This is a genomic window from Paenibacillus arenilitoris (assembly GCF_014705655.1).
Lineage (GTDB): Bacteria > Bacillota > Bacilli > Paenibacillales > Paenibacillaceae > Pristimantibacillus > Pristimantibacillus arenilitoris.
In genome coordinates this window covers 19578-45886 of sequence record NZ_JACXIY010000029.1, presented here as the reverse complement: position 1 = coordinate 45886, position 26309 = coordinate 19578, and the positions used below count along the sequence as shown (strand labels likewise).

Genomic DNA, 26309 nt, shown 5'->3' with positions numbered 1-26309 from the left:
CTCATTAAACGAAGGGGGAGGTGATCATTCGAACATGCAACGACGCAAACAGGCGCTTCGCTGGCTGATCGGCTTTTTTTTCCTCGGCCTTCTCGCGCTTACGTTTCTGTCCAATACGATACAGGGCTTGTCGCTGCCCAAGGTGTCGGTCGACAAGCCCGATACGGGCGGGCTCGATTTGACCGTGACGGGCGAAGGCTTTCTGGAGCCTGGGCAGACGGCCCAGTTGTATCCGGAAGGGGACTGGAAGGTCGAGCGGGTCTTGAAGAGCAAGAACGACCGGGTGAAGCGGGGCGACCCGCTCGTCACGTTCGATACGTCATCGACGGAGCGGACGCTGCAGGACGAGCGGACCCGCTACGAGCAGCAGAAGCTGCAGCTGGACAAAATGGCCGACCAGCTCAAAACGATGCTGCGGGAAGGCGATCCCGTCGGCATCGACAACCAGAAGCGCGACATCGAAATGCAGCAGCTGGACATGCAGGTGCAGGAGCGCAAAATCGCCGACCTGCAGAAGCTGATCGCCGAAGGCGGCACGCTGAAATCGCCCGTCGACGGCGTCGTTACGGCGGTCAACGCCTCCGAGGGCGCCTCCGCGGGCCGCGGACAGCCGGTCGTCGAAGTCGCCGACGATTCCTCCGGCTACCAATTTTCCATTACGGCGGACGGCGACGACGCTTCGATGCTCCGCATCGGCGATGCGGTCAAGGTTCAGCTCGACGAAGAGCCGCGCAGAACCGTGGAAGGGAGCATTTCCGAAATCGAGGATGCGGCGGAGGCGGAGAGCGGCAACAAACGGATCACCTTCGACGTGTTGGACGCCGCACTGAAGCCGGGGCTGAAGGCCTCCGTCCATATCGTGAACCAGAGCAAGTCGTTCGGGATGCAAATTCCGAAGGACGTGCTGGAACAAGACAATGAAGGCTATTTCGTGTACACGGTGTCCGAGAAGGACGGCCCGCTCGGCACCGCTTATTATGTCAGCAAAACCTATATCACCGTCAAGGATGAGAACGGCGACACGGTCGTGGCGGACGGTCTGATGCCGGACGAATCGTACGTTACGGAATCCAGCGAACCGATCGGCGACGGCGACCGCGTCCGTTATTAACGATCGGCAAATTCAATGAAGCCAGGAGGAATCGATATGGTAAAAAGAAAAGCTTGGCAATCCGGGGCGCTCGTTCTGATGTGCGCCGCCATGACGGCATGCTCGGGAGGCAAAACGGACGACGGGGCGGGAGAAGCCCCGCCGGTATCGGAGGACGCGCCAGCGGCGGACGGCAGGACGGCCGTCACGATGAGCGTCCTGACCAAGGACCGCTTCCTGACGGAAGCGGAGCAGAAGTTCGAAGCCGCGAACCCGGACATCGACGTTCAAATCGAAGAGATCGTGCCCGCCGATACGAGCGGCGGCGACAAGATGATGATCCGCAAAGGTCCGGGAACGGAGGAAGGCCCGAAGAAAGAGGACGTGGACAAATACGCGAGCAGCGTCAATACCGCGATCATGTCGGGCAACGCCGCGGACATTATTTCCGTCGAATATCTCCCGGTCGGCAAGTACGCGGACAAAGGGCTGCTGGCGGATTGGAACGCTCTCGTCGGCGCGGACGCAAGCTTCAATAAATCGGAGTATTACGAGAACGTGTTTGCGGCCGTTTCGAATGGAGGCGGCTGGTACGGCATTCCGACCTCGTTCTCGCTAAGCGCGATGCTGGGGGACCTGTCCCTTCTTGAGCAGAACGGGCTGGACGAGAAGACGTGGACATGGGACCAGTTCGTCGAGCTGATCGAACAGACGAGCACCGACGGCAAATTCGGCATTGCGGCGATGGAGCCCGAAGCGCTGCTCGGCTATTTGGCCGAATCGCTTTACGGGCAGCTGGTCAAGAAAGACGGCGACGCCGCGGCGTTCGACGCGGGCCTGTTCCAAACGTACATGGAGAAAATCAAGCATCTCTACGACGGCGGCTTCGCGACCAAGGAAATGATGGGGCCGGCCAACGCGAGCTTCAGGCAGGCGGGCATGGCCTCTCCGATGGATGCCGCGATTATGCCGCAGGCAGGAGGAGGAGAGCCGCAGGATATGATCCGTCCGCCGGGAACGGGCGAGGACGAGGGCATTCCGTTCAAATCGGGACAGGTGCTAGGACTGAACGCGAAGTCGGAAGTGAAGGATGCCGCGTGGTCGTTCGTCAAATTCCTGCTCTCCGAGGAGATGCAGTCGTCCAGAGCGCTGATGAATTTTCCGGTGAATAAGGCCGCGCTCGGCAACAAGCTGACGGAGACGAAGGAGATGCTGGCGAACTCCGGCAGCGGCGGCGGCGAAGGCAAAGGGCCCAGCATCATGCTGCGGAACAAGGACGGCGAGACGATCACCCCGACGCTGACCGACGAGGATGTCGAGAAGATCAAGAGCTTGATGCCGAGCGTCGGCAAATACAGCAATCAGGATCCGAAGGTGATGAGCATGATCGCCGAGGAGTCGGCGGCTTATTTCTCCGGCAGCAAATCCGCCGAAGCGGTGGCGGGCACGCTCGCGAGCCGGATCAACACGTATTTGAACGAATAGCTCGGTTAAGAATCCGGAAGCGGGAGATGCGTGTCGTGGATGCTTCTGCGATCGTTACGTCGCTCCGTTGTTAACGCTGTTCATTTTCCTGTACCCGGTCGGGCTGTTCGAGTAGCCGATAAAAAAAGAGTGGAGCAGGTTCGACACTGCCTCACTCTTATTTTTTGTCCGCCAAACTTCGCTACTCCGCTTGCGGCTCTGCGGTAATCATCCAAATGACGCCGAACTGATCGGCGGCTTCGCCCAAATAGAGGCCGAACGGCTGCAGGGCAAAAGGGTACTTTACCCGGCCGCCCGCCGAGATCTTGTCGAACGCATCGCGCGCTTCGGCTTCCGTTTTGTATTCGATCGACAGCGAGAAGTTCGTCCCTTGGGCGATCGGCTCGATCGCATCCGCCATGAAGATCGGATTTCCCCCGGCCACGACCACGCACATATGCACGACCTTGTTCTTAAGCTCGTTCTGCGCGCCCATCAACTCCCCGTGCGTGCTTAGGAACATGATCTCTCCGCCGAGCGCCTGCACGTAGAAATCGGCTTGCGCTCTCGCATCCTCCGAGAGCAGGTAAGGCTTCAACACGCCCATCTTCCAAACACCCTTCCGGTTTTGATTTCGAATCGTACAAGCCTAATTTAGCATAGCGGAAGCCGCCGCGTTTCTTCTTATTGCTAGGTTTCGCCGAGTATGCCCGCGGTTCCGTAGAACGTCTGCCGTCTCGCATCCCATATGCGATACGCATCAATCGCCGTTCGCACCCCTCTGGTGAATCAGGTCTAAAAATTAGACCTGATCGGGCCAAGCGGGCCCGGAACGGGCGATCAGATCCAAAAATTAGATCTGATGCCCTCCCGGAAGCCGGAATCCGGCGCAAAAAGCGACTAAACGGCGAATCAGGTCTAAAAATTAGACCTGATCGGGCCAAGCCGGCCCGGAACGGGCGATCAGATCCAAAAATTAGATCTGATGCCCTCCCGGCAGCCGGAATCCGGCGCAAAAAGCGCCGCCCCCGACGGTTGCCCCGGCCACCACCGACTAGTCGCGCCCTCTCCGGCGCTACCTCCCCGTAATGGCCGGGTTGGCGGCCATGATCGCCTCGGCGGCGTCCCACAGCCGAGGCAGGAAGGCGAGGACGTCGTCCGCGCGGCGAAGAAGGTCGGCGGAGGCAGCGACTCCGAGATCGGCGACGACGGCCTCAAAGGCCGGGACGAGCTCGCGCCGCACGTCCGGCGGCGCGTCCGCGGCAAGAATGGCGTGGCAGCGCGCGTACGTGGCGACGATCCAGAACACGGCTTCGCGATGGAGGCCGGACCGGATGAGCGCGCGGCTGCCGTCGATCGCGATCGGCCGCGCCGAGGCCGTAATGTCGCTGCTGAAGAAGAAGGGCGTCCTGGCGGCGGCCGCCGCGGCGTCGAATGTCCGGGCAAGCCCGTCCAGGTGACGGAGGGCGCGTTCCGGCGTCATCCGCTCGCAGCCAAGCAGTTCCAGCAGCTCCGGGTAGAGCCCGTCTTGCCCGTATGCGGCAAGAACGTCGCGCGCGGCGGCATAACGGAGACGGACGGTAGGGTTGCGGAGCGCGGCGACGAGCAGCACATGCGTCGTGACGCCGGTCGGGAACAGCCACGACGTCACCCTCTCGTGCAGCGGAGCGGACGGGTCGACGGCCCGCAGCCCGCGCTCGATCCGCTGCCGGGCGTTCAAGCAGCGGCGGCGGACCCATTCCGGCTCCGCGAAGCGGCGGGCTACCTCGGCCTGCAGCTCGCGCAGCCGCCCGGTCGGATCGGATATGACCGTATCGATCCGAAAGCTGCCGGCCAGATGGTAAGACGACAGCACCTCCTCGGCCGATCGGAGCTGATCCATCGACAGGTACGTCGCTTCGATGAGCGTATCCCGGTATGCGAATTTGCCAAGCTTGACCGGCGGTTCGGCCTGCTCGATAACGATAACGACGTCGACATCCGACGACGCCGGAAGCTCCGCGTCGTCCGGCAGCCCGACCGTCGAGCCGCTGAAATAAGCCCCGAGGAATCCGGGGAACCGACCGGCGTTTCCCGCCACCCACTCAGCGGCGATCAGTCGTGCGAATCCTATTTTCATGGGCACCATCCTTTGCGTGATCTTAATCGAATTTCGGGCGGCAATCTTACGTTTGGCCCCTCTCAATTTCTCCTATTTATGATATATTGATAATGTTATCGATGACGATTCAATCATTCAAGACGTCGTAAGCTGGGGGCATTCATGCTGAGCTACTTAAAAGATTTTATTTTGAACATTTTCGTCATTTTTACCCCGTTGCTTATGTTTCCGTATATTTTCAAAACGAAAAGCCGAACGCTGCTGTACCGGCTTTTTATTTATCTTCTGTTCTCGACGGCCCTCGTCCTCACCATGTCGATTCCGGTTAATCTGAACGGGTTAACCTACGACTTCCGCTCCATTCCGTTAAGCGTAGGTTCGCTTTACGGCGGCTGGCAGGTCGCTTCGCTCCTGTACGCGACGCTGCTCGCGTGCCGTTATTTCATGGGCAATCCCAACGAGCTTTACTACGCCATCGGCTTGCTGCCGAGCTTTGCCCTGGTCGTTTGGTTTCTGCGGTATTTCAGCTCGCTAAGACTGGCGGGGAAGATCGCAATGGCCGTCACGCTCTGCACCCTCGTCAAGCTGCTGACCTTCGGCCTCTACCTCACGATGATCGGCCAGCTCGGCTTGCTGATGAGCAAGCCGTGGGCGACCTTGCAAACCTATTTGCTGCAGGGCGTCATCGTCGGGCTTAGCGTCTACGTCATCGAGTTCCTGAAAAAGTATTATTACATGCAGGAAGAGTTTTTTAAAAGCGAAAAAATGAAAATCGTCGGGGACATGGCCGCTTCCGTCGCCCACGAAATCCGCAATCCGCTCACGACGGTCAGGGGCTTCATTCAATTGTTGGGCACGGCCGAGCTCGATAGCGGGAAGAAGGACTATTACAAAAGAATATGCTTCGACGAGCTGGACCGGGCCGAGCTCATCATTACCGACTATCTCTCGCTCGCCAAGCCCGATCCGGAAGTGATCGAGAGCATCAATTTGAACGACGAGGTTCAATATTTGGCGAACGTGCTGCTGACCTATGCCAACTACAACAACATCCAAATCAACGTCGCATTGGCGGAGGAGCAGGCGCCTTGCGTCGTGGGAGACCGCTACAAATTCCGGCAAGCCATGGTGAACATCGGCAAAAACGCGATTGAGGCGATGCAGGGCGGGGGCGTGCTGGACCTGAAGACCGACAAGCTGAACGGCCAAGCGGTCATCGTCATCAGCGACACCGGCCACGGCATGACCGCCGAGCAGATGAAGCGGCTGGGCACGCCCTATTACTCCACGAAGGAGAAGGGAACCGGCCTCGGCACGATGGTATCGTTCGGCATCATCAGGAAGATGAGCGGCAAAATCGACATGAAGAGCGAGCTCGGCAAAGGAACCGAATTCAAGCTGATCTTCCCGAACGTCGCTTAGCGCTGCGGCTTAATAGACGAACTTCCGCTGGGCCCAGTAGCTGAGGAGGAACAACGAGGCAATCTCGACTGAACGTTTACTGAAAGCTTCCGGACCGCCGCGGTCAATATGCGCAAAAAAACGGCCGCCGCAAGGCCGGATTGGCCTTGGCGGCAGCCGTTTCTTCGTGGATGGACTAGGCGTACTAGGCGTCGCCGTTAACCGCAACTTCGGCGGCATCGGTCGACGGACGATCCGGTAGCGGGGAACCGATGCCCCGCAGCGCGTGATCGAAAAACGCGAGCGTGTATTCGTTGATGGCGTCGTGGGCGGCCTTGGCGTCGATTTTGTCTTTGAGCACGAAGGGCACGATCGGGGAATAGAGGACGATGTCGGTAAACGTGTAATGCGACGCGCCTTTGAGCCGGACATGATAGCCGCCGTTCCGCAGGGCGTTCCGCTGATTGTCGGCGTACGTCTGCAGGAAGGCTTGGTGCCGCTCGATTTCTTCCTGCGGGAAGCCCGCATCCTGCAATGGCGCTTCGGAGAAGGAGTCGCCGTCTTGCGGCGCTTGTTCGGTCGACAGCTGCATGTAAGGCTTGCCGAAGCCGGTCGCCGGTATTCGGCCCGTTCCCGTCAGCGAACCGTCAAGGTTGACCGCGGCCTTCACCCGCGGGTCGAGCAGAAGCATCTGGGCCGCCGCCGCTCCGCCGTAGGAATGGCCGAGCATCCCGACCTTCGCGAGGTCGAGCCGCTGCGACAGCAGTCCGTCTTCGCCGCCCCGGTTCAGCCTCTCCAGCTCATCCAGCACGAATTGCGCATCCTTGACCCAGATGCCGTTCAGCATGTCGTTCATTGCCATGAACTGCTCGAAGGGCGGCAGCTCGTTCGGCGGCGCCGCGGCGGTTCGCCCGTCCTCGAACACGGTCAGCACGGAATGGTACGGATGCTGGATCGCCGCGACGATATAGCCTTGGGAGGCGAGCTCTTCCATTTGGAACGTATTCTGGAAGCCGTACAGGCCGAAGCCGTGGGAGAATAAAATAACGGGATAGGCGCTCTCCTCGCCGGACATCGGAGCGTTAAGGGCGGAATAGGAGCGGACGTCTTCGAGATGGCGGAGCAGGAAGGACGGAACGCCGAGGTCGTCCGACATGGCGGCGATCGTCTCCGGCATATGCGTGCCGTAGCTTGCCCTCGGCAAGTCGTTGTCGGCCGCCGGGTACCAAATTTGCAGCAGGAGCTCCCGCTTGTCGCCCGGCTGCGGCGACAGGATCTCGTCGCGCGCGGCATCGACGGCGTAACGAATCGTCGTGCCGACGGAGTACGGGCCGCTCGGCTCGCGAAACAGCTTTTTCGGAAGGAGGTAGAACAGCGAGGCCGCCAATAGAACGAGCAGAATGGAGAAGAAGAGGAGAGCGGCTCTGGCCAGGCGTTTCGTTTTCATCCTTGCACATCCTTTGCATCATGTTCCGTAACATGTAAAGGATAAACGTTCTGCCAAAATATTGAAACCGATCGGGGTCCGGCGCCGAACTGGACTTAAGTCGAATTCCTCAAAAAAAACTCCCGTCCATGACGGACGGGAGACGCGGCGCCTTTGCTAGCAGCGAGAGAGGCGGAACAGCCAGCTGTCGTTGCGGCTTAATGTCTGGGATTTGCGCGACGTGTTCACGGCGCTTACGGTCAGGAAGATGATCACGCCGTCGCCGGTGTTGTTGCGGAAGAGAACTTTGTTCGGCTTCAGATCGCCGAATCCCCCTCTGGCGACGAATTTGCCGGGCGACGGATTGGCTTCGACCTTGATGGCGAACGCTTCGTTGTCGAGCAGGAAGTTCGCGGTTTTTAACGTCAGCTTCTTGCCGTTCGGAACGTTGATCACGATTTGCTGCAGCATGAACGTTTGGCCCGGGCCAACCGGAATGGCCTTCTTGCCCCCTACGATACCGTTAAGTTGTAACACCATATACTCTACCACCTCCTAGTAATCTAGCAATATATACTATTCGCTAGATTCGGATTTGCCAGTGTATCCGAGGCCTTATTTTAACGGAGGGGGCGAAACAAAGCGGCCGCTTCGGCCGTTTATATAAGCAACAACGCTTTGCTTGAGAAAGGGGATAAGAAATGCGCTGGCTTCCGGCCGCGAGAAGCGGCCAATGGTGGGTTTACGCGGGCGTATCGTCGCTCGTCGTCAGCATCCTGCTGTGGCTGATCCGATTCGCCTTGCTGGGGCAGACGTTCACGGGCGTCCATGCTTTCCGGTTCATGCTGCTCGCCGTCATTTTGTCGTTTCTGATCGGCTTCGCCGGATGGCTCGGCGCCCGGCGCTTGTGGCTGCTTTCGACGCTCGGGATGGCGGCCGGCCTGATTATGATGGCGTCGTATGCCCGGAATAGGACCGGCTGGGAGGATTTGATCAGCCTGTTCGCCTTCCTGGAGGCGGTTGTGGCCGGCTTCGCCGTCGGCTTGGTCGTCGAGGCCGTATATTGGATCGTGCGCTCCGCGAAGAAGAAGTAGGTGCATGATAAGCAAGCGGAAAAGCCCTCCGTCGCGCCTGGCAGGCAGTCCGGAAGGCTCTTCGATAGAAATTGGCGCATAGTCTTGGACCAATGTCCGTCTTCGGGAACGGATACAAAGCGTAAGCTATTCATGATGCTGTTCAAGGCCGGGCACGGGCAAGATCAAAAAAGGCGATGGCCTGCGGACCGTCGCCTTATCGCTATGCGCACCGGACTTATGTCCATACCGGCACAATCGTTTATTCGTATGGCGCGGCCTGCCGCTCCGTAAAGCAGAGAGGGCTTCCGCCGCGCCGCAATCAGCTGATGGTCGAGGCGTCTTCGAGCGCGACCTTGATCTTCCCGTCGATCTCCAGCACCTTGACCCTCACTTTGCGGCCGGGCTGGTACTTAGGAATATGGACCATCTGGATGGCGGTTTTAATGATCGTGCGGAGAGGCTCTCCGTGTTCCCTGGCGATCGATAGGCCGATAAACACCTCGGGATGGCCGTTGATCTCGGTATCGGTCTGCCGGATGGAGGCGATCGTCGCTTCCTTGGGCACCCCGTTTTTCAAAATTTGCTTGATCTCGCGGTTGGGTTGAAACGATTGCCGGATGACCAGAAAGGCGACGAGGCAAATCGGCAATGAAATTAAAATAATGAATACGGCTGTGACTGCTTCGGCGTTACGCACGGGCCACCAACTTTCTCGTCAATGCACCTTGCTGTGGGCTTGGTGATTTTGGATATGTTGAAAGCGTAACACAAGGAAGGGTTATTGCAAATATTTCCAAAGTCTTAAAATTGAGGTAGGACCGCGCGGCGAACTGGGGCCTTTGGCTTGCAGATTCGCCGCGCGGTTTCGGTTATAGGTAGGGGGTCTTCTTGATGAAGCTTTTGGCCAAATTTTCGGCAAGCGGATCTTTCGTACTCGGCTTATAGTCCTCCAAGACGTCGATCAGGTAGTCCTCCCCGGGCTTATTCGCACGGAATATGAACTGCTCCTCGTTCTCCACGCGCACGTCGTGGCCGCACTGCTTCAGGCATTCGGCAAAATCCTGAAGGGTAGGCTGCTCATTCTCCTCCAGGAAGATGAGGCCCGTCAAATGCTTCGTCTCGCTGCCTCGAATGATTTTGAAATGGACCGTATGCTCTTTCTTCATTGTCTCGTACCTCCCGTTCGAAGTGAAGACGATCGTTCACCTATCCAGTATACCCTTATGGCCTCACACTTGCGCAACCTTGATCAAGTTGGTCGCTCCCGCTTGGCCGAGCGGCACGCCCGCCGACAGAACGACGATGTCGCCCGGCGCGATCAGGCCGGTCGCCGCCGCGCTCCTGGTGGCGGACTCGAACATTTCGTCCGTCGTCGTAACGGCATCGCCCTTGACGGGAATGACGCCGGACAGCAGGCAAATCTTCGGCAGCACGCGGTCATGCTGCGTGATTGCGATAATCGGCGCCTGCGGGCGGTACTTCGAGATCATGCGCGCCGTAAAGCCGCTTTCCGTCGAGGTCAGAATCGCTTTCGCGTTCAGCTCCAGCGAAGAGCTGACGACGCCCTGGCTGATGACCTCCGTAATGTTGGTGCTGTGCTGCGTTCTCTTCTTCGCGAACTGCTCGTCGTAATCGATCATCGATTCCGCCTTGCGCGCGATCGATGCCATCGTCCGGACCGACTCGACCGGGTATTTGCCGGCCGCGGTCTCGCCGGACAGCATGACGACGTCGGCGCCCTGCAGCACCGCGTTCGCGACGTCGCTTACTTCCGCGCGCGTCGGGCGCGGGTTCACCTGCATCGACTCGAGCATGTGCGTCGCGACGATGACCGGCTTGCCGACCAGATTGCACTTGCCGATCATTTCGCGCTGCATCATCGGCACGTCCTCGATCGGCACTTCGACGCCGAGGTCGCCGCGCGCGACCATGATGCCGTCCGACACCTCGATGATCGCGTCGAGATTGGACATGCCTTCCTCGTTTTCGATTTTCGAGATGACCTGCACGTGGTTCGCGCCGGCTTCTTCCAAAATGTTGCGGATTTCAAGGATATCCTCGGCTTTGCGAACGAAGGAAGCGGCGATGATCTCCACGTCATGCTCCAGCCCGAAGCGGATGTGCTTGACGTCGCGCTCCGTTACGCCGGGAAGCGTCGTCTTGATGCCGGGCAGGTTGACGCCTTTTCTCGGCTTCAGCGTTCCGCCGTTGACGATTTTGCACGTAATGTCGCCGCCGTTAACCGAGAGAACGGTAAGGTCCACGAGTCCGTCGTCAATTAAAATCCGGTCGCCAGGCTTCACCACGGACGGCAGCTCTGCGTAATTGACGGGCAGGCGGGTCGCGTCGCCGAGCACGTCGTCGGTCGTGAGCACGAGCTCTTCGCCGATGACGAGCTCGCAGGAAGCTTCCTTCAGCTTGCCGATGCGCACCTCGGGTCCTTTGATATCCATCATGATCGGCACAAATGTGCCGAGCTCCCGCGCGGCTTGCCGGATATTATTCATCCGCTTCAAGTGATCCTCCAGCTCGCCGTGCGCCATGTTCAATCTGCCGACGGTCATGCCGGCCTGGATCATTTCCTTCAGCGTCGGCACGGAGTCGCAGGCGGGTCCCATCGTACATATGATTTTCGTTTTTTGCATGTAATCGGCCTCCTCGTTTTTTTATATTGTAGCGTGAAGGCTCCTATCGGAATAAGAACTATAGTACAATGAATGTACTATAGTACAGTAACGGGAGCTGGTCACATGCTTGCGATTTTGGATGCGCATCAGGATAACGGAGCCGATTGGTACGAGGAGGGCGGGGGCGACAAGCCGAGCTTCCATCTTTCCTTGGTCACCTACGGCAAATGTGTCTATTGGGTGAATGACGAGAAGGTGATCGTGGAGAAGGGCGACCTGCTCATTATTCCCGGTCATGTCCCTTTTTATGGCAAGAGCATTCCGACCGTGCTGCATACGAAATACGTCGTCAATTTCCGGAAGGCGGCCGCCGAGGCTGGTCTGCCGATCCTTCGATCGCGGGAGCCGCTCTGGCAGAGGCTCGGCTGCTACGAGAAAGTGCTCGAGCGATTGCGGGGGGTTATGGCGCAGTGGAGCGAACGGCCGCCGTATTACGAGCAGATGGCCCAGGCGCTGCTGACCGAGGCGCTCGTCTTTTTGAACCAGGAACGGGACCGGGGCGCCATATCATCGGATAAGCACCGGCGGGCGGAAAGCATGAAGCAGTATATCCTGACGCATTACCGGGGCAAGGTGACCAAGGAGGAGCTCGGGGACGTCATCAAGACGACGCCGAATTACGCGGCGACGCTGTTCAAGGCCGTGACCGGCCAGACGATCAGCGAATACGTGCATAACCAGCGCATGAAAACCGCCGTCTACATGCTGACGGAGTCGCAGCTGACGGTCGGCGAGATCGCCGACTATTTGGGCTATAACGACGTGTCGTATTTTCACCGGATTTTCAAGCGGAGCACCGGAAGCTCGCCGTCCGATTATTTGCACGAGCGGTCCGCGATCGTCTAACGGGATTGACGAACCGGAATATTCAGATTACAATCGATTCATAAATTGGCTGTGATCAAAGACAAGGTCCCCGATTCGGGCTGCACAGAGAGAGAAGCGATTGCTGCGAGCTTCTTCGGCTGACGGTTGCGGGATTACCCCTTTGTAGCCGCGCGATCGAACCCGGGCCTATTGCCAGGTCCCGCAAGTAGACGGCGCCGTCCCATCCCCGTTACCGGATGCTCAATAAGGATCTTGCCAGCCCTTCCCGGCGCGGCGGATCGAATGAGGGTGGAACCACGAGCTGAACGCACTCGTCCCTTGGCGGAGAGATGCGTTTTTTTGCGTTCGACTTTTATTCGATAGGAGGCTGCAGGATGAGGGTTAACATGATTTTACCGGATGGAACGAGGCTGGAGGTGGAGCGGGGCACGACCGTAGGGGACATCGCGGGAACGATCGGCCTCGGACTGGGGAAAAATGCGGTCGCAGCCAAATTGGACGGCAGGCTCGTGGACCTGTCGCACGCCGTCGGCGAGGATGGCGAGCTGGCCATCGTGACGCCGGACAGCCCGGAAGGGCTCGCGATTTACCGGCATAGCGCAGCCCATGCCATGGCTCAGGCGATTAAGCGAATTTATGGCGGCCGGGCGGTCAAGCTTGGGATCGGACCGGTCATCGAAGACGGCTTCTATTACGATGTCGCGATCGATAAGCCGCTGTCCGGCGACGATCTGGCGGCCATCGAGTTGGAGATGCTCCGGATTATCGGGGAGGATTGGCCGATTAAGCGCCGCGAGGTCAGCCGCGAAGAGGCTTGTGAGCGGTTTGGGCAGTTGGAGGAGCCGCTGAAGCTGGAGCTGATCGGCGAGCTTCCGGAGAATGCGGTCATTTCGCTGTATGAGCAGGGGGAGTTTATCGACTTGTGCAGAGGGCCGCATTTGCCGTCGACGGGGCGGATCAAGGCGTTTAAGCTTCTCCATGTCGCAGGCGCGTATTGGCGCGGCAGCTCGGACAACCAGACGCTGCAGCGGATTTACGGTACGGCTTTCCCCAAAAAGTCGCAGCTCGACGAGCATCTGCGGCTGATCGAGGAAGCGAAGAAGCGCGATCACCGCAAGCTTGGCAAGGAGCTCGGGCTGTTCATGTTCTCGGAGGAGGCGCCGGGCATGCCGTTCTACCTGCCAAGCGGGATGACGGTCCGGACGGAGCTCGAGGGCTTCGCCAGAGAGCTGCTGCGGCAGGGCGGCTACGAGGAGGTCCGGACGCCGTTCATGATGAACAACCGGATGTGGGAGCAGTCGGGCCACTGGGACCATTACAAGGACAACATGTACTTCTCCGATGTCGACGAGACGAAATACGCGCTGAAGCCGATGAACTGTCCGGGTCATATGCTCATTTTCAAAAACGGCCGCCGCTCTTACCGGGAGCTGCCGATCCGGCTCGCGGAATTCGGCCAGGTTCACCGCCACGAGTACTCAGGCGCGCTGAACGGCATGATGCGGGTGCGCACGTTCTGCCAGGACGACGCCCACCTGTTCGTCCGTCCCGACCAGATCGAGGAGGAGATCGGCCGGATTATCGCCATGATCGACCGCATGTACGGGGTGTTCGGCTTCGATTACCGGGTCGAGCTGTCGACGAGGCCGGACGATTCGATGGGCTCGCAGGAGCTGTGGGAAGAGGCTGAGCAGTCGCTTCGCAACGTCTTGGAGAGCCGCGGCATGGCGTATCGGCTGAATGAAGGGGACGGTGCCTTCTACGGACCGAAGATCGACTTTCACATTACGGACGCCTTGAAGCGGAGCTGGCAGTGCGGCACGATTCAGCTCGACTTTCAAATGCCGGAGAAATTCGGCCTGTCCTATATCGGCGAAGACAACGGCAAGCATATGCCGGTCGTCATCCACCGCGCGGTATACGGCTCGATCGACCGGTTCATCGGCATCCTGACGGAGCATTACTCGGGCGCCTTCCCGCTCTGGCTGTCCCCGGTGCAAGCGAAGCTGCTGCCGGTTTCGGACCGTTATGCGGATTACGCGCACGAGGTGAAGCGGAAGCTCGCCGCCGAAGGCATTCGCGCCCAGGTGGACGACCGCGCCGAGAAGCTCGGCTACAAAATCCGCGAGGCGGGCCTCGAGAAAGTGCCATACACGCTCGTCATCGGCGAGAGCGAGCTGCAGGCCGGCACGGTGTCGCTCCGCCAGAGGGGCCAAGGCGACCTCGGCTCCTATGCGATCGAAGAGGTCATCTCGCGCTTGGCCGGCGAGATCAAAGCGAAGCAATAGTCATACGGAACCGCGCAGCCGCTGCGCGGTTCTTGTTTATCGTTATTGCCCTTAATGATAAACGGCCCTAACGATCTCGCGGCTTCTGCGTGATCCTTATGGCCGCTTCAATATCCGGGTGACGTAACGGCAACGGTAGTGAAGAAGAAGTGTTGCTTCTCAATCTCCTGGTTTTCGGGGCTAAGCTCTCTTTGAAACTCCTCTGAATTTAAGATTTCTTCCGTTATGACGCGTTCTCTCCAAAACAATAATTGAATCTCGCTGAAGCGATAAGAATAGCCCGCCTCGGCATCGTGATCCCTGACATACTTCGTTTCCTTATCGATCTCCTTCACTAATTCCTCCGCCATCGTTCTGAATACGTCGATGCCTTTGCAGAGACAGACAAAATCAGGTTCCGCTTCATAAGGGTTGCCGATCTCTATGAAATTGACTTTGTTATCCGCATCAAAATCGACTTTCACACTCAGCTGTTCGATCGTGCTGTGGTAGTTCAGGCTGCTTCCGATGTTATAGAACTCGGGGCGCCGTTCAAAAATTTCCCGCACCTCCGCTTCGCTCATTCCGAGCATAAACGGGCCAATCCCGACCGTTGGCGTAATGATTATCGGTTCCATAGCGATCCTCCATTCGGCAACTTTCAGCGTGTCCCTTTCGGGACGAAAACGCTCCTCAACCATCATAACGCAAAAACGTCTCCCAATCGCCAACGTTATTCCGAAACGCCTCCCAAGCACTCCAAAATTCCAGCGTGTCCCTTTAGGGACGAAAGCGCTCCGACGCCGTCGTATCTCACACCTGTCTCAGCAGCTCCGCTCTAAAATTCCAGCGTGTCCCCCAGGGACGAAAGCGCTCCGACGTCGTCGTATCTCACACCCGTCTCTGCAGCTCCGACATTATTCCGAAACAGGCTGCCCAAGCGCTCCAAAATTCCAGCGTGTCCCGCAGGGACGTAAGCGCTCCGACGCCGTCGTGTCTCACACCCGTCTCTGCAGCTCCTACGTTTCTCCGCTTGCGGGTGTCCAGAGGGCGCAGCGCCTCGGGGCCCTCCCTTGGAAGGGAGGGTTTGGGAGGGTTCGAATCTATGTAAAGATATTTTTAATCTTATCCCGGAAGGATTGTCAGCCGTTCAGGTAGAATAATGGTAAATGCCCAATAAAAGGGATGCCAGTTATGCAGAAAGGTTTGTTACACTTACATGATGGATAAGCAAATCATTTTGGAATCAAAACAGCATTGCCGGCGGATCGGCCTCGATCCCGAAGCGCTTCCCGTACATTCGCACCGCTATACCGCCAAAGAGCTGTACGAGCAGCGGAACAAATATAAAGACATTTTGGATGTCAGCCACGATTTTGCGGACAAATTCCTTTCCTCCGTCTCGGGCAACCCTTTCCTCGTCATGATTTCCGATAACAAGGGTTACATTTTGGACTTTAAAGGCGATGACTCCATCATTGATACGGTGCGTCACCTCGGCATCGTGGAGGGCGTCAGGTTCGATGAAAACGTAGGCACGAATTCGCTGGCGCTATGCCTGCTCCATGAGCAGCCCATCCAGATTCTTGGCGAAGACCATTACCACGTGGTGCTGCACAATCTGGCCTGCTACAGCGTTCCGCTGCGCCAGTCGGACAACGGGCAGCTTATCGGCACCGTCTCGTTTATGACGGACATTGCCTTCTCCCATGCCCATCTCCTTAAGCTGCTGTCCACGATCGTGGATTCGATCGAACGGGAGTACAAGCTCCGCAGGCATAATACCCAGCTGCAAATTTTGAACCAGGTACTGCTCGAAACGAATGATTACGGCGTGATCATTACGGACGCCTTCGGCGAAATTATCGAATTGAACGAAGCCGCCCAGTCGCTGCTGTTCCCGGGGCAATCGGACAAGGAAAGCTGCGTTGGAGGCCGGATCTCGGACGCAGACGGGATCGGCGATTATTTCGAGCGGGCCATCTACCGCCGCGAGGCCTGCATCGGCGCGGAAGTGACGCTGCAGCTGAATCATTTGCCGCGTTATCTTCTGCTGGACGTCGTCCCCGTCTATGACGGGGATCAGCGACTGATCCGGGTCGTCGGCAGCCTCCGCGACATTACGGAAATGAAGAAGGCGGAGGAGCTGCTGCGCAAATCGGAGAAGCTCGTGTTCGCCGGTCAATTGGCCGTAAGCATCGCGCATGAAATCCGCAACCCGATGACGACGGTGAAGGGCATGCTTCAATTAGCGGGCAAAACGATCAATCCCGTCCATTACGACTTGATGATGAGCGAGCTTGCGAGAATGAACGCGATCGTCAGCGAATTTTTGATTTTGGGCCGGCCGCAGGCGCAGGTGTTCAAGGACGAGTCATGCCGGACCATGCTTCTGGAGGCGCTGGAGCTGTTTGAAAGCCAGTCGGAAATGAACGGCATTAAGGTGAACAGCGAAATCGGGCCTGGACTTACGATCCGTTGCGACCGCATGCAGATCAAGCAGGTGTTTTTGAATATTTTGAAAAACGCGCTGGAAGCTTTGCCTTTCGGCGGAGAAGTCGATGTCGTGATGGATACGGCGGGCCCTTACCAGCACATTCGCTTTACCGATAACGGAGTCGGAATGTCGGAGGAGGTGCTGCGGCGGATCGGCGAGCCGTTCCACTCGACGAGGCCGGACGGCAACGGGCTCGGCATGATGATGGCCAAAAAAATTATCGACTCGCACGACGGCCGTATGGAAGTGTCGAGCGAGCTGGGCTCGGGCACGACCGTGGAGGTTTATTTGCCCGGAACCGAATAAGCATGCGAGCGAAAGGCACCTCCCGAAGGTGCCTTTCTTCGTTGGCGGCGGCGCTACCTCGCCTTCAACTGAGCGTCGGCTTTGGCGATAATGGCCGAGATTTGCTGCTCGTAGGCGTAATGCTTCTGCCGATGCTCGTTGATCTGCTTCATATAGGCGAGCAGCCTCGTGAAGGAGCTGACCGACGCGGTCGGGTCGCCCTTCCGGACGACTTGGTTTAAAATGGTCGTCTCCGTTTTAAACTGCTTCTTCAAGCTGCTGACCGAGCTCTTCGAGGCTTTGATTTTTATTTTCACCGCGTCGATGCCCGCCAGGACGTCCTTGATTTTCTTCATCGCTTTCGCGGCATCCGCCTTGGCCGCCTTCAGCGCCGCCTCCTTGCCGCGAATGTCCGCCTTGGCGAGCGCGGCCGCGGCTTTCGCCGTTTCGACCTGGGGATTCAAGACGCCGACCAGCCACTTGTCCTTTAATGACTTTGCGAGGCTCAGCTGCTGCTTTAAGGAGTCGTACAGATCGAACAGCGGCTCGTATTTTTTCTTCGTCTGCACGACGTCGGCTTCGAGCTTCGCAATCTTAGCCGCGTCGATAGCTTTGATTCGGTTGCGAGTGCCGAGGACGGCCTCCTCGTTTCGGTAATGGAGAGTGTTGATTTTGGCCTCCCATTCGATCTCCTGCTTCTGAACGGCTTGCAGCTGAGCATACTGCGAAGCCAGCTTGGCGGAGGTCGTTTTGTCCGCGGCGGCCTTCATTTTGTCGAAGGCGGCTTTGGCCGTTACGGTAAACTCGAACGAAGCGGCGGTCGCGGCGGCGGGGGCGAGCAGAAGAAACAGCAGGACGAGCATGGACAGGGTGAGCTTTTGAACGGAAAACATCGTTGGACATGGCCTCCTTAAATGGACGGCTCGCGATGCGCGCATACAAAAAAACACCCGCAAGAAAGGCGGTAGTCGCCTTCTCTTACAGGTGCTTCCATCGTAAGCCGTACGTTTTCAACTGATTTCCACTAATATACAGGAATACCGTCGATGGAGTCAAGCGTTCTTTGCGCCCGGCTATTCCTATTTTGCCGCAAACTCTTTATACTTATGGAAAAACGGACAGGCGTCGTACGTCTGCGGCACAAGATAGGAGAGGGAGCAGCATGGGCTACAAAATCGTTTTTTTCGACATCGACGGAACGCTGATCAACGAACACAAGGAAATACCGGACGATACGGTCAAAGCAATTGCCGAGCTCAAGGAACGGGGAGTCGAGCCGGTGATCGCCACGGGCCGGGCGCCTTATTTCATCAAACCGCTGGCCGAGAAGCTCGGCATCGAGTCGTTCGTCTGCCTGAACGGCGCTTATGTCGTCTATAAGGGAAGGCCGCTGTATAAGCGCGAGATCGAGAAGGGCAGCCTGGAGGCGCTGGTGAAGCGAGCGGCCGAGCATGACCACGGCCTGGTCTTCGAAGGGGAGCATGCTTTCTTCGCGGACAAGGAGGACCATCCTTTTATCGTCGAATCGGTGAATTCGCTTAAGGTCGACCAGCCGGGCTACAATCCGGAGTTTTGGAAGACGGACGGCATTTATCAGGTCTTTCTCCATTGCGAAAGCCAGGACGAGCATTTGTACGCGGATTTGCACAGGGAGCTGAAGCTGATTCGCTGGCATCCGCAAGCGATGGACGTATTGCCGGCAGGCGGCTCGAAGGCGCAAGGCATTGCCGCGCTGCTTAAGGAGCTTGGCCTGACTCCGGCGGACGCGGTTGCTTTCGGAGACGGCTTGAACGACAAGGAGATGCTCGAAGCCGTCGGCTTCGGCGTCGCCATGGGCAATTCCCATCCGGAGCTGCTGCCGTTCGCCGATTTTGTCACGACGCATGTCGACGAGCAAGGCATCCGAAACGGATTGGTCGAGGCAGGATTGTTATAAATCGGATTGCCGGGCGGCACCATTCTTATGAAAGAGGAGAGGAAGGATGGAGCGACTTCATGGATTTGATCGAGGAAGCGGATGGGCAGGATTACGTTCTGCGCGTTGATATCAAGGTGGCCGGCTACGAGGAGGAAAAGCCGGCAATTCGCGACGTTTCGCTGCAGGTTGCGCCGGGTCAGCTGGTCGGCCTAATCGGCCCGAACGGGGCGGGCAAAAGCACGACGATCAAGACCATTCTCGGGCTGATGGCGCATGTTGACGGGAACGTGACGTTAGGCGGACGCCATAAACGTTATGCGTACGTGCCGGAGCAGCCGGTGTTCTACGAATATTTTACGCTGTGGGAGCATTTGCGCCTGGCGGCTTCGGCCTTCGGCATGGAGGAAGACCAGTTCGCCGGGAAAGCCGAGCAGCTGCTGAAGCGTTTCCGGCTGACGGGGGAACGGAACCATTATCCGGCGCATTTCTCGAAAGGGATGCAGCAGAAGCTGATGCTGATCATCGCTTTTCTGCTGGAGCCGGACGTCTACATCGTAGACGAGCCGTTCGTCGGCCTGGACCCGAGGGCGACGAACGATTTTCTGTCGCTGCTGGATGCCGAACGGCAGCGGGGGGCGGGCGTGCTCATGTCCACGCACGTGCTGGATACGGCGGAGCGGATTTGCCAAGGCTTCGTCCTGATCAATAGCGGCGCCGTCGTGGCCAAAGGGACGCTGGCGCAGGTTAGAATCGATGCGGGATGCACGGAGGACGCGACGTTGTTCGAGTGCTTCCATGCCTTGACTTAGGAGGCGTAGCGCTATGATTACGGCTGGCCGGCTGTTTTGGATCCGGCTTCGAAGCAACGGGAAGCGGCAGCTCCGCGCGTGGAACAGCGTCATGGACTGGACGGTATGGCTCTATCTGCTAATTCCCGGCCTTATTATAGGCGGGGGTCTGTACCGGGAGCTATGGACGGATATGCCGTCGTGGGCCGGGAACGTTCCGTGGCTGATTATTTACCCTTTCGTTTTATTTATTGTGATGCTGCTGGGGCATATCCGTGTATTCGTGGAGGATGCGGACCGGCTGTTCCTTCTGCAGCGTCCGGAATGGCTGCAGGCGTTGAAGCGGCGAGGCATCTTGTATAGTTTCGCGACCAAAGCGGCGATTCTGCTGCTGCCGTATGCGTTGCTGCTCCCGTTCCTCATAGTGGTAGAAGGAATGACTTGGCTCGGCATCGTACTGGCATACGGCTATACGTTATGTATGGGAATGACCGTGTCGCTCGGCATGCATGTCTTACACGGAAGACGCAAAGGCTGGCGTCGGCATGCCGTTGAAGTCTTCGTCGTTCTGCTGTTTGCGGCAGCCTACCTGATCCCGATGACAGCCGGAGGGCAAGGGACGGAGCTGCTCGGCTTGTCCATTGCGGCAGGCATGCTCCTAATGGCCGGCATGCTCTGGCTTGCCTTTCGGTCGGCCATTCAATTCGATGCGGAGGTAAAGCTGGAGAACGAAGCGCGCCATCGCAGCACGGAGCTTCTCATGAGCCAGGTGATCGAGTCGAAGCCGTCCTTACGGCTGAAACGTCCCTTTTTCTTCCGCAAGTCCCAGCGGCTGTTCAGGCGGTCGGATGCCGGTACGATGCTTGCGGAAATGAGGCTGAAAGCGTTCCTCCGCGGCATGACCCATCTCCGCGTGTGGGCCAGCTTTATTTCGGCTTCGATGTACGCCGTTATATTGGTGCCGGGCCCCGTGGCCGCCTTCCTGGTCATCGCGCTGGCAATGGTCGGCTCTTCGTGGCTGCAGCTGCAGTGGAAGCAATGGTATGCAGAGCCGTTCGTCGCGCAGTTCAGGTGGTCGGAACAGGACGCGAAGCGGGGAGCGAGACTGTCGCGCTTCTGGCTGCTGCTGCCGCCGATGCTCGCTTGGTCGGCTGTCGCGGGCTTTAAGCTGGCCGGAATTTGGGCAGCCGTTCCCGCGGCGGTTCTGTGCGGTATCGTATGGTGGGCATGTTCGTCCCCTCACCAAAAAACCCCATCGCACGTACAATAACCCATCTGAACGTTTGGAGGGGACAATGGGTGATTGTTGTTGCGGGCAGCGATAGCTTTCAAATCAATCCGATCGCGCTGACGGAATTGGAGAGAGACATTCTGCGGGAGAAACGGCGAAGTCCGGTCGTATACCGGTATCCTTCGCTGGACGCGCTCGAGTTCGAGCTGAAGATGCGCTACCACATCGTCGAGGCGGCCAAGGCGATGTACGCCAGCGGAGTAAGCTTCGCCACGTTCGACGAGTCAAGGAGCAACGAACGGCTGTGGATCCGGACCGCGAACGGAGGCTTTCAGCTCCGGAGGGGCGTCCTTCCTTCGGAAGGCATTAATGATATATTCATCAACGGGGAGCTGTACGCCTTCGAGTGCGCCGGCGCGATCATCATCATGCTGTACAAGGCGGCGCTCGATACGCTTGGCGATGCCGAGTTCAACGCTCATTTTCAAAATCTGTATTTGCGGGATTGGCAGCATGATCGGGATTTGTCTTTAATTACGACGAGTAATCTGGACGAGGCTTATGCGGGAGACGTGCTCTATTTCAAAAACCCCGATCACGACCCCGAGACGCCGGAGTGGCAAGGCGAGAATGTCGTCAAGCTCGATGACAACTTATACTTCGGGCACGGCATCGGCATCGAATCGGGGCAGGATATGATCGCCGCCCTCAACCGGATGAGAAGGCCGGGCAGCCGGGTATCGGCATACTTACAGGATCTGGTCGTCCATCCTGATTTCGAAGCGTTGCGAATGCTTTTTTTTCGCGACGCGTTCCAAGCGTAAACGGCGCTATTCCGCATAAGACCTGCGAGCCTCGCGCTTGCAGGTCTTATTTTTTGAGTTGAAATCATATTTTTACTATTCACCGCGATTCGGAAATGATATAACTTGAGTAAGTTGGCGGAAAGGAGCGTCTATGTCTACCTTTAAAGCGTTGGTCGTCGATAAACGGGAGAACGAGGTTGTAGCGCGAACGCGGGAGCTCGAGCTTAACGATTTGCCCGAAGGGGAGCTGCTCGTTCGGGTTGCTTATTCCGGCGTCAATTACAAGGACGCGCTCGCTTTCAAGGTGAAAGGGAATATCGTGCGGAGCTACCCGTTTATACCGGGAATCGATCTTGCGGGTACGGTCGTGACGAGCGAGAGCGAGCGGTTTCGGGCGGGCGATGAGATCGTGGTTACCGGCTACGGACTCGGCGTGAGCCATTTCGGAGGATTTAGCGAATTTGCGAGAGTGCCCGCCGAGTGGGCGGTCAAGCTGCCGGAAGGATTGACGCCGAAGGAGGCGATGATTTACGGCACGGCCGGTTTTACGGCCGCCTTATCCGTGTTCGAGCTTCAGGAGAACGGGATCCGTCCGTCGGACGGTCCGATTCTCGTCACCGGTGCATCCGGCGGCGTCGGAAGCGCGGCCGCGGCGATCGCCGCGAAGCTGGGTTACGAAGTAATTGCAAGCTCGGGCAAGCCGGATATGCATGCATGGCTGCTATCGCTAGGCGTTGTGCGTATAATTACGCGCGAAGAGCTGACCGCAGGAAGCGGCAAGGCGCTGGGCAAGCAGCTCTGGGCCGGCGCGATCGACTGCGTCGGAGGGGAGACGCTGTCGGCGATTATGCCGAGCATGATGTACGGCGGCGTCGTGGCGGCAAGCGGCTTGACGGGCGGATCGGAGCTTGCGATGACCGTATTTCCTTTCATTCTTAGGGGAGTAAGGCTGATCGGCATCGATTCGGTCATGTCGGGGATGGAGAAGCGAAGGAAGGTGTGGGAATTGCTTGGCGGAGCTTACAAGCCCTCTATGTTGGAGAAGTTAGGCGAGGAAATATCCTTGGAGCAATTAAGCGGACAGGTCGAGCGGATGTTACAGGGGCAGTCCAGAGGCAGAAAAATCGTCAAGCTTTAATCATTAATCATCAAATGAAGCGGAGGGAATGACCATGTCTTCGGGAAGCCACATGCAAAGCAACATTGACCGTTTCTCCGGTTTTGAAGGCCATTACGACCGTTACCGGCCGAAAGCGCCCGTTGTTGCGATCGATATCCTTACTAACTATATTGGCGCGAAGCCAAACGTCGTAATCGACGTAGGCTGCGGGACCGGGCTGTCCACCTTTGTCTGGAAGGAGAGGGCGGAACGCGTCATCGGCATCGAGCCGAACGACGATATGAGGAGCAAGGCGCTCGAGCATTTGTCGTCGTACGAGGATACGGGCCATATCTCTTTCATAAAAGGATACTCCGATCAACTGCCGCTTGAGTCGTCGAGCATCGACATCGTGACCTGTTCGCAATCCTTCCACTGGATGGAACCGGTCAGCACGCTACGCGAATTCGCCCGCGTTCTTCGCGACGGCGGCGTGTTTGCGGCATATGACTGCGATTGGCCGCCTACGCTGAACTGGCAGGTCGAAGCCGCTTACGAACGGCTGGTCGACAAATCCGAAGAAATTATCGCCGCACATGTTCCGGAGAAGGATCGCGCAAGCAAGCGGGATAAAGAGCGTCATTTGCAAGAAATCCGCAAGAGCGGCCGGTTCCGGTTTGCGAAGGAGATCGTATTTCACAATATGGAATTATGCGACGCCGAACGGTACTTCGGCTTAGCGGTAAGCCAGGGCGGAATTCAGTCGGTATTCAAGCTTGGATCGGATGCCTTGAACCGCGAGCTGGAATCGTACCGGAGCACCGTGAACGATTATTTCGCCGGAAGAACGTTGGATGTCATGTTCAGCTACCGGATGAGGATCGGCATCAAATAATGGCGCTTATCGCTACGATGGACATATAAAAAGAGAAGGGCTCGCCCCTTCTCTTACTCCGTCTTTTTTGGTTCCTCGAATGTCATGCCGAGCGTGTCGACCGTAACCTTCTTCATGGAAATCGGATCATTCGGCCGATCGTTCGCTCCTCTTTCCTGATTGACGATTTCGTCGACGGCTTCCATGCCTTCCGTTACCTTGCCGAATGAAGCGTACAAGTTATCCAGCGACGGGGCATCGGCGACCATAATGAAAAATTGCGAGCCTGCCGTATCCGGTTCGTTCGTTCTTGCCATCGATAACACGCCGCGCGTATGCTTCAGCTTGTTCTCGAAGCCGTTGTCGCTAAATTCGCCCGGGATGCTGTAGCCGGGGCCGCCCATGCCGGTTCCTTCCGGGTCGCCGCCCTGGATCATGAAGCCCGGGATAACGCGGTGAAAAATCAGGCCGTCGTAGAAGCCCTTCTGAACGAGCGACACGAAGTTGTTCACCGTATTAGGGGCAACCTCCGGATATAATTCCAGTTTAATGATTTTGTCGTTGCTAAGTTCGATCGTCACGACCGGATGCTTGTCCGGTCCAAGCAGCTCCGGCTCATCCGACGGTGTTTGAGTCGGGGCGTTCGTGCCGGCGTTGCCTCCTCCGGAGCCAAGGCTATCGTTCCCCGAGTTGACCTTTGTGCCTCCGCAGCCTGAAGCGATCACGAGCAGAGCGGCGATAAGCAGCAGCAGGACCCCGAAGCGTTTTTGGTTATTCCGCATGTTTACATCCTCCCTAAATGAAGCTCAAAAATAAACTTGCATGGTCCACTTCGTATAATAGCATACCGGCTCGTTTGAATGCGAATAACGGGAAGCTTCTCGCATAATGTATGTCACGGTAAAAAAGAGCAGACTTCGTTCCTCGTTTCTTTTGTACACTATCCCATCGGCTCAGGAAGGGGGCGATCCGGGTCGCATTTTGATTGAAGCAAGGTGGTCTCATAGCGGGAAGAATTAAGACTGGAACAATAGGATTGCAGACTTGGTAAGCATACAGACTGGATAACGTGTCGCATACAGGAATAGCGTTCACTGAAGCAGCGTTCTCTACGTAGTCACAGATTAGTAAAAGGCAGTAGATCACAGATGCGAAGCCAGCATTGTGTTTAAGGTATCAGCCCGTATTTAGTAATGTCTCCCGTGGTTCGGGTTGTCCGGCGGATGTGGACGCGGATAGACAGAGATGAAGAAGGCTTTCGAACGGGGAACCAGTGGATTGGCCCGCATGGTTCGCGCGAAAACAAAATTCATCCAAATAGTATTGAGAGTTAGGAAGGCCGATGCCGTGAAACGTATCGTTCATCCACTGAAACGCCGTTCGGGCTAATCGCGTAAGCGGGCTCGCCATTCCCGACAGGTTCGTATGCTTTCGCATGATTTCCAGATGCGTAACTTTATTCGACCGGACATGCTTGTCCATAAATGCCTGTTCCGCCTTGGGGGTCAGCAAAGTGCGCGGATTTTGCCCGCTATGGAGGAGTTTGATTTTGAGGTAGGACGAACGATCGGGGAAGACCATTCGCGCTGCAATTGCCGCATGTTCTCTTTGAAGCAACTCGTAAGTCGGAACGGGCTGCCTCATATATACTTCGAGCTTGGCTTCAACGCGGCCGGCTAGAAGAATACGGCGGTCGGTCTCCGAAATGACTCGGCGCAGCTTGTTCAGCATCGACCAGGCGGTTTTGTAAGTAACGGCGATGAGCTCGGAGAGCCGGACGGCGTTAATACCGTTCTCCGATGAGGCGACGATATACATGGCGAGCAGCCATTTGCGAAGAGAGGTGCTGCTCTTGTCCATGACGGTGCCTGCTGTTAGCGAGGTTTGCCGGCCGCACTTCACGCATTCATATAATGGAAGCCGTCTCGTGGCGATCGTGTAGGCGGCATTATGGTTGCATACAGGGCAGCGAAAGCCGGAGGGCCACTTCAGCTTGCGAACAATTTCCCGACAGTCCTCATCGCTCGCATATAGCTCGTTGAATCGCGCGACAATGTCCATATTGCACCTCCTAGGAAAGAATAAAAACGAACATATGTTCTTGTTTATTTTAACAAATCATAGGCGGGGGAGCAATCTTTTTTCTGATTTTTGACTTAGAGAGGACAAGGCTATTCGCAAAGAGCTTCCTGAGCAGAGGGGATAGTGTCTAAAAGGAAACGAAAAGGCGTGATACACGTGAGAGAAAGCCAACCAAGGAACGCGGATCGCGCGGTGTTTATGTGGAAACCGATGAGGGGAGCGTAGCAAAAGGATGAGGTAAGCATGATGACGGAACAAGCCGAAAAAAGGAAATGTGCGAAGACGGCGAGGCGCGCGACGGTGCAGAATGGGGCCATAAAGTAAGGAGTCGCGAATATACTACTAAGGAAAGCGTTCGGGCTATTCTACATGACATACCTATAAAAGGG

24 protein-coding genes are annotated in these 26309 nt (G+C 57.3%); 13 read left to right on the top strand and 11 right to left on the bottom strand.

From position 1 onward, the window contains the following. Window positions 1-34: 34 nt before the first annotated feature. Both IDH41_RS22450 and IDH41_RS22445 read left to right on the top strand, forming a co-directional pair. Window positions 35-1111 (top strand): efflux RND transporter periplasmic adaptor subunit, encoded by a 1077-nt coding sequence (locus IDH41_RS22450; protein WP_190865079.1) that lies wholly within the window; start codon window positions 35-37, stop codon window positions 1109-1111. A 36-nt stretch (window positions 1112-1147) separates the two neighbouring features. Then, complete coding sequence (locus IDH41_RS22445; RefSeq protein WP_190865077.1) at window positions 1148-2575, top strand: ABC transporter substrate-binding protein; 1428 nt, start codon at window positions 1148-1150, stop codon at window positions 2573-2575. 181 nt (window positions 2576-2756) lie between these two features. Here the strand turns inward: IDH41_RS22445 and IDH41_RS22440 are convergent, their stop codons facing one another. Both IDH41_RS22440 and IDH41_RS22435 read right to left on the bottom strand, forming a co-directional pair. Next, complete coding sequence (locus IDH41_RS22440; RefSeq protein ID WP_190865075.1) at window positions 2757-3161, bottom strand: VOC family protein; 405 nt, start codon at window positions 3159-3161, stop codon at window positions 2757-2759. 468 nt (window positions 3162-3629) lie between these two features. Then, on the bottom strand, window positions 3630-4673 hold the full coding sequence (locus IDH41_RS22435; RefSeq protein ID WP_190865073.1) for a hypothetical protein: 1044 nt from the start codon (window positions 4671-4673) through the stop codon (window positions 3630-3632). A 144-nt stretch (window positions 4674-4817) separates the two neighbouring features. Here IDH41_RS22435 and IDH41_RS22430 point away from each other — a divergent pair, with 144 nt between their 5' ends. Next, window positions 4818-6077: an ATP-binding protein gene (locus IDH41_RS22430; protein WP_190865071.1), complete on the top strand. Its 1260-nt coding sequence runs from the start codon at window positions 4818-4820 to the stop codon at window positions 6075-6077. A gap of 184 nt (window positions 6078-6261) precedes the next feature. Here IDH41_RS22430 and IDH41_RS22425 read toward each other — a convergent pair whose 3' ends face one another. Together IDH41_RS22425 and IDH41_RS22420 are read right to left on the bottom strand one after the other, a co-directional pair. Further along, window positions 6262-7503: an alpha/beta hydrolase family protein gene (locus IDH41_RS22425; protein WP_190865069.1), complete on the bottom strand. Its 1242-nt coding sequence runs from the start codon at window positions 7501-7503 to the stop codon at window positions 6262-6264. A gap of 156 nt (window positions 7504-7659) precedes the next feature. Then, window positions 7660-8022, bottom strand: a complete 363-nt coding sequence (locus IDH41_RS22420) for a hypothetical protein (protein ID WP_190865067.1) — start codon at window positions 8020-8022, stop codon at window positions 7660-7662. Between the two features lie 161 nt (window positions 8023-8183). On the opposite strand from IDH41_RS22420, the gene IDH41_RS22415 reads away from it, so the two are divergent. Then, complete coding sequence (locus IDH41_RS22415; RefSeq protein WP_190865065.1) at window positions 8184-8576, top strand: hypothetical protein; 393 nt, start codon at window positions 8184-8186, stop codon at window positions 8574-8576. Window positions 8577-8877: 301 nt separating this feature from the next. Here the strand turns inward: IDH41_RS22415 and IDH41_RS22410 are convergent, their stop codons facing one another. The 3 genes from IDH41_RS22410 to pyk form a co-directional block, all read right to left on the bottom strand. Next, complete coding sequence (locus IDH41_RS22410) at window positions 8878-9255, bottom strand: hypothetical protein (RefSeq protein WP_190865064.1); 378 nt, start codon at window positions 9253-9255, stop codon at window positions 8878-8880. A gap of 172 nt (window positions 9256-9427) precedes the next feature. Continuing rightward, window positions 9428-9724 (bottom strand): hypothetical protein, encoded by a 297-nt coding sequence (locus IDH41_RS22405; RefSeq protein ID WP_190865062.1) that lies wholly within the window; start codon window positions 9722-9724, stop codon window positions 9428-9430. A 63-nt stretch (window positions 9725-9787) separates the two neighbouring features. After that, window positions 9788-11203 carry a pyruvate kinase gene (pyk, locus tag IDH41_RS22400; protein WP_190865060.1) on the bottom strand — a complete coding sequence of 472 codons (1416 nt, stop codon included), beginning with the start codon at window positions 11201-11203 and terminating at the stop codon, window positions 9788-9790. Window positions 11204-11308: 105 nt separating this feature from the next. Between pyk and IDH41_RS22395 the strand changes: the two genes are divergently transcribed. Both IDH41_RS22395 and thrS read left to right on the top strand, forming a co-directional pair. Further along, on the top strand, window positions 11309-12091 hold the full coding sequence (locus IDH41_RS22395) for an AraC family transcriptional regulator (protein ID WP_190865058.1): 783 nt from the start codon (window positions 11309-11311) through the stop codon (window positions 12089-12091). Between the two features lie 356 nt (window positions 12092-12447). Next, on the top strand, window positions 12448-14361 hold the full coding sequence (thrS, locus tag IDH41_RS22390; protein WP_190865055.1) for a threonine--tRNA ligase: 1914 nt from the start codon (window positions 12448-12450) through the stop codon (window positions 14359-14361). Between the two features lie 107 nt (window positions 14362-14468). Here thrS and IDH41_RS22385 read toward each other — a convergent pair whose 3' ends face one another. Continuing rightward, entirely contained in the window at window positions 14469-15044 is a 576-nt protein-coding gene (locus IDH41_RS22385; protein WP_190865053.1) for a hypothetical protein, read from the bottom strand. A gap of 515 nt (window positions 15045-15559) precedes the next feature. Here IDH41_RS22385 and IDH41_RS22380 point away from each other — a divergent pair. Further along, complete coding sequence (locus IDH41_RS22380; RefSeq protein WP_190865050.1) at window positions 15560-17143, top strand: ATP-binding protein; 1584 nt, start codon at window positions 15560-15562, stop codon at window positions 17141-17143. Between the two features lie 53 nt (window positions 17144-17196). Here the strand turns inward: IDH41_RS22380 and IDH41_RS22375 are convergent, their stop codons facing one another. Continuing rightward, window positions 17197-18015: a hypothetical protein gene (locus IDH41_RS22375; RefSeq protein ID WP_190865049.1), complete on the bottom strand. Its 819-nt coding sequence runs from the start codon at window positions 18013-18015 to the stop codon at window positions 17197-17199. 269 nt (window positions 18016-18284) lie between these two features. Between IDH41_RS22375 and IDH41_RS22370 the strand changes: the two genes are divergently transcribed. From IDH41_RS22370 to IDH41_RS22345, 6 genes are all read left to right on the top strand, one after another. Next, entirely contained in the window at window positions 18285-19058 is a 774-nt protein-coding gene (locus tag IDH41_RS22370) for a Cof-type HAD-IIB family hydrolase (RefSeq protein WP_190865046.1), read from the top strand. A gap of 59 nt (window positions 19059-19117) precedes the next feature. Continuing rightward, window positions 19118-19849, top strand: a complete 732-nt coding sequence (locus IDH41_RS22365) for an ABC transporter ATP-binding protein (RefSeq protein WP_190865044.1) — start codon at window positions 19118-19120, stop codon at window positions 19847-19849. Window positions 19850-19862: 13 nt separating this feature from the next. Continuing rightward, window positions 19863-21098 carry an ABC transporter permease gene (locus IDH41_RS22360; protein ID WP_190865042.1) on the top strand — a complete coding sequence of 412 codons (1236 nt, stop codon included), beginning with the start codon at window positions 19863-19865 and terminating at the stop codon, window positions 21096-21098. Window positions 21099-21127: 29 nt separating this feature from the next. Further along, a complete protein-coding gene (locus tag IDH41_RS22355) occupies window positions 21128-21883 on the top strand; it encodes a protein-glutamine gamma-glutamyltransferase (RefSeq protein ID WP_190865040.1) in 756 nt (251 codons plus the stop codon). 133 nt (window positions 21884-22016) lie between these two features. Further along, window positions 22017-23003, top strand: coding sequence for an oxidoreductase (locus tag IDH41_RS22350; RefSeq protein WP_190865038.1), 987 nt, complete (start codon window positions 22017-22019; stop codon window positions 23001-23003). A gap of 34 nt (window positions 23004-23037) precedes the next feature. Next, window positions 23038-23859, top strand: a complete 822-nt coding sequence (locus IDH41_RS22345) for a class I SAM-dependent methyltransferase (protein ID WP_190865036.1) — start codon at window positions 23038-23040, stop codon at window positions 23857-23859. Between the two features lie 53 nt (window positions 23860-23912). Here IDH41_RS22345 and IDH41_RS22340 read toward each other — a convergent pair whose 3' ends face one another. Then, window positions 23913-24620, bottom strand: coding sequence for a peptidylprolyl isomerase (locus IDH41_RS22340; protein WP_190865034.1), 708 nt, complete (start codon window positions 24618-24620; stop codon window positions 23913-23915). Between the two features lie 394 nt (window positions 24621-25014). Further along, window positions 25015-25899 (bottom strand): transposase, encoded by an 885-nt coding sequence (locus IDH41_RS22335; protein ID WP_190865032.1) that lies wholly within the window; start codon window positions 25897-25899, stop codon window positions 25015-25017. Window positions 25900-26309: the final 410 nt, after the last annotated feature.

Bases quoted from the DNA above. Each gene is read 5' to 3' on its own strand.
- IDH41_RS22365 (WP_190865044.1), top strand. From the start codon at position 19,118: ATGGATTTGATCGAGGAAGCGGATGGGCAGGATTACGTTCTGCGCGTT.
- IDH41_RS22445 (WP_190865077.1), top strand. From the start codon at position 1,148: ATGGTAAAAAGAAAAGCTTGGCAATCCGGGGCGCTCGTTCTGATGTGC.
- IDH41_RS22420 (WP_190865067.1), bottom strand. From the start codon at position 8,022: ATGGTGTTACAACTTAACGGTATCGTAGGGGGCAAGAAGGCCATTCCG.
- IDH41_RS22440 (WP_190865075.1), bottom strand. From the start codon at position 3,161: ATGGGCGTGTTGAAGCCTTACCTGCTCTCGGAGGATGCGAGAGCGCAA.
- IDH41_RS22375 (WP_190865049.1), bottom strand. From the start codon at position 18,015: ATGTTTTCCGTTCAAAAGCTCACCCTGTCCATGCTCGTCCTGCTGTTT.
- IDH41_RS22340 (WP_190865034.1), bottom strand. From the start codon at position 24,620: ATGCGGAATAACCAAAAACGCTTCGGGGTCCTGCTGCTGCTTATCGCC.
- IDH41_RS22385 (WP_190865053.1), bottom strand. From the start codon at position 15,044: ATGATGGTTGAGGAGCGTTTTCGTCCCGAAAGGGACACGCTGAAAGTT.
- IDH41_RS22350 (WP_190865038.1), top strand. From the start codon at position 22,017: ATGTCTACCTTTAAAGCGTTGGTCGTCGATAAACGGGAGAACGAGGTT.
- IDH41_RS22345 (WP_190865036.1), top strand. From the start codon at position 23,038: ATGTCTTCGGGAAGCCACATGCAAAGCAACATTGACCGTTTCTCCGGT.
- IDH41_RS22370 (WP_190865046.1), top strand. From the start codon at position 18,285: ATGGGCTACAAAATCGTTTTTTTCGACATCGACGGAACGCTGATCAAC.
- IDH41_RS22415 (WP_190865065.1), top strand. From the start codon at position 8,184: ATGCGCTGGCTTCCGGCCGCGAGAAGCGGCCAATGGTGGGTTTACGCG.
- IDH41_RS22380 (WP_190865050.1), top strand. From the start codon at position 15,560: ATGATGGATAAGCAAATCATTTTGGAATCAAAACAGCATTGCCGGCGG.
- IDH41_RS22405 (WP_190865062.1), bottom strand. From the start codon at position 9,724: ATGAAGAAAGAGCATACGGTCCATTTCAAAATCATTCGAGGCAGCGAG.
- IDH41_RS22450 (WP_190865079.1), top strand. From the start codon at position 35: ATGCAACGACGCAAACAGGCGCTTCGCTGGCTGATCGGCTTTTTTTTC.
- IDH41_RS22360 (WP_190865042.1), top strand. From the start codon at position 19,863: ATGATTACGGCTGGCCGGCTGTTTTGGATCCGGCTTCGAAGCAACGGG.
- IDH41_RS22430 (WP_190865071.1), top strand. From the start codon at position 4,818: ATGCTGAGCTACTTAAAAGATTTTATTTTGAACATTTTCGTCATTTTT.
- pyk (WP_190865060.1), bottom strand. From the start codon at position 11,203: ATGCAAAAAACGAAAATCATATGTACGATGGGACCCGCCTGCGACTCC.
- thrS (WP_190865055.1), top strand. From the start codon at position 12,448: ATGAGGGTTAACATGATTTTACCGGATGGAACGAGGCTGGAGGTGGAG.
- IDH41_RS22395 (WP_190865058.1), top strand. From the start codon at position 11,309: ATGCTTGCGATTTTGGATGCGCATCAGGATAACGGAGCCGATTGGTAC.
- IDH41_RS22435 (WP_190865073.1), bottom strand. From the start codon at position 4,673: ATGAAAATAGGATTCGCACGACTGATCGCCGCTGAGTGGGTGGCGGGA.
- IDH41_RS22335 (WP_190865032.1), bottom strand. From the start codon at position 25,899: ATGGACATTGTCGCGCGATTCAACGAGCTATATGCGAGCGATGAGGAC.
- IDH41_RS22425 (WP_190865069.1), bottom strand. From the start codon at position 7,503: ATGAAAACGAAACGCCTGGCCAGAGCCGCTCTCCTCTTCTTCTCCATT.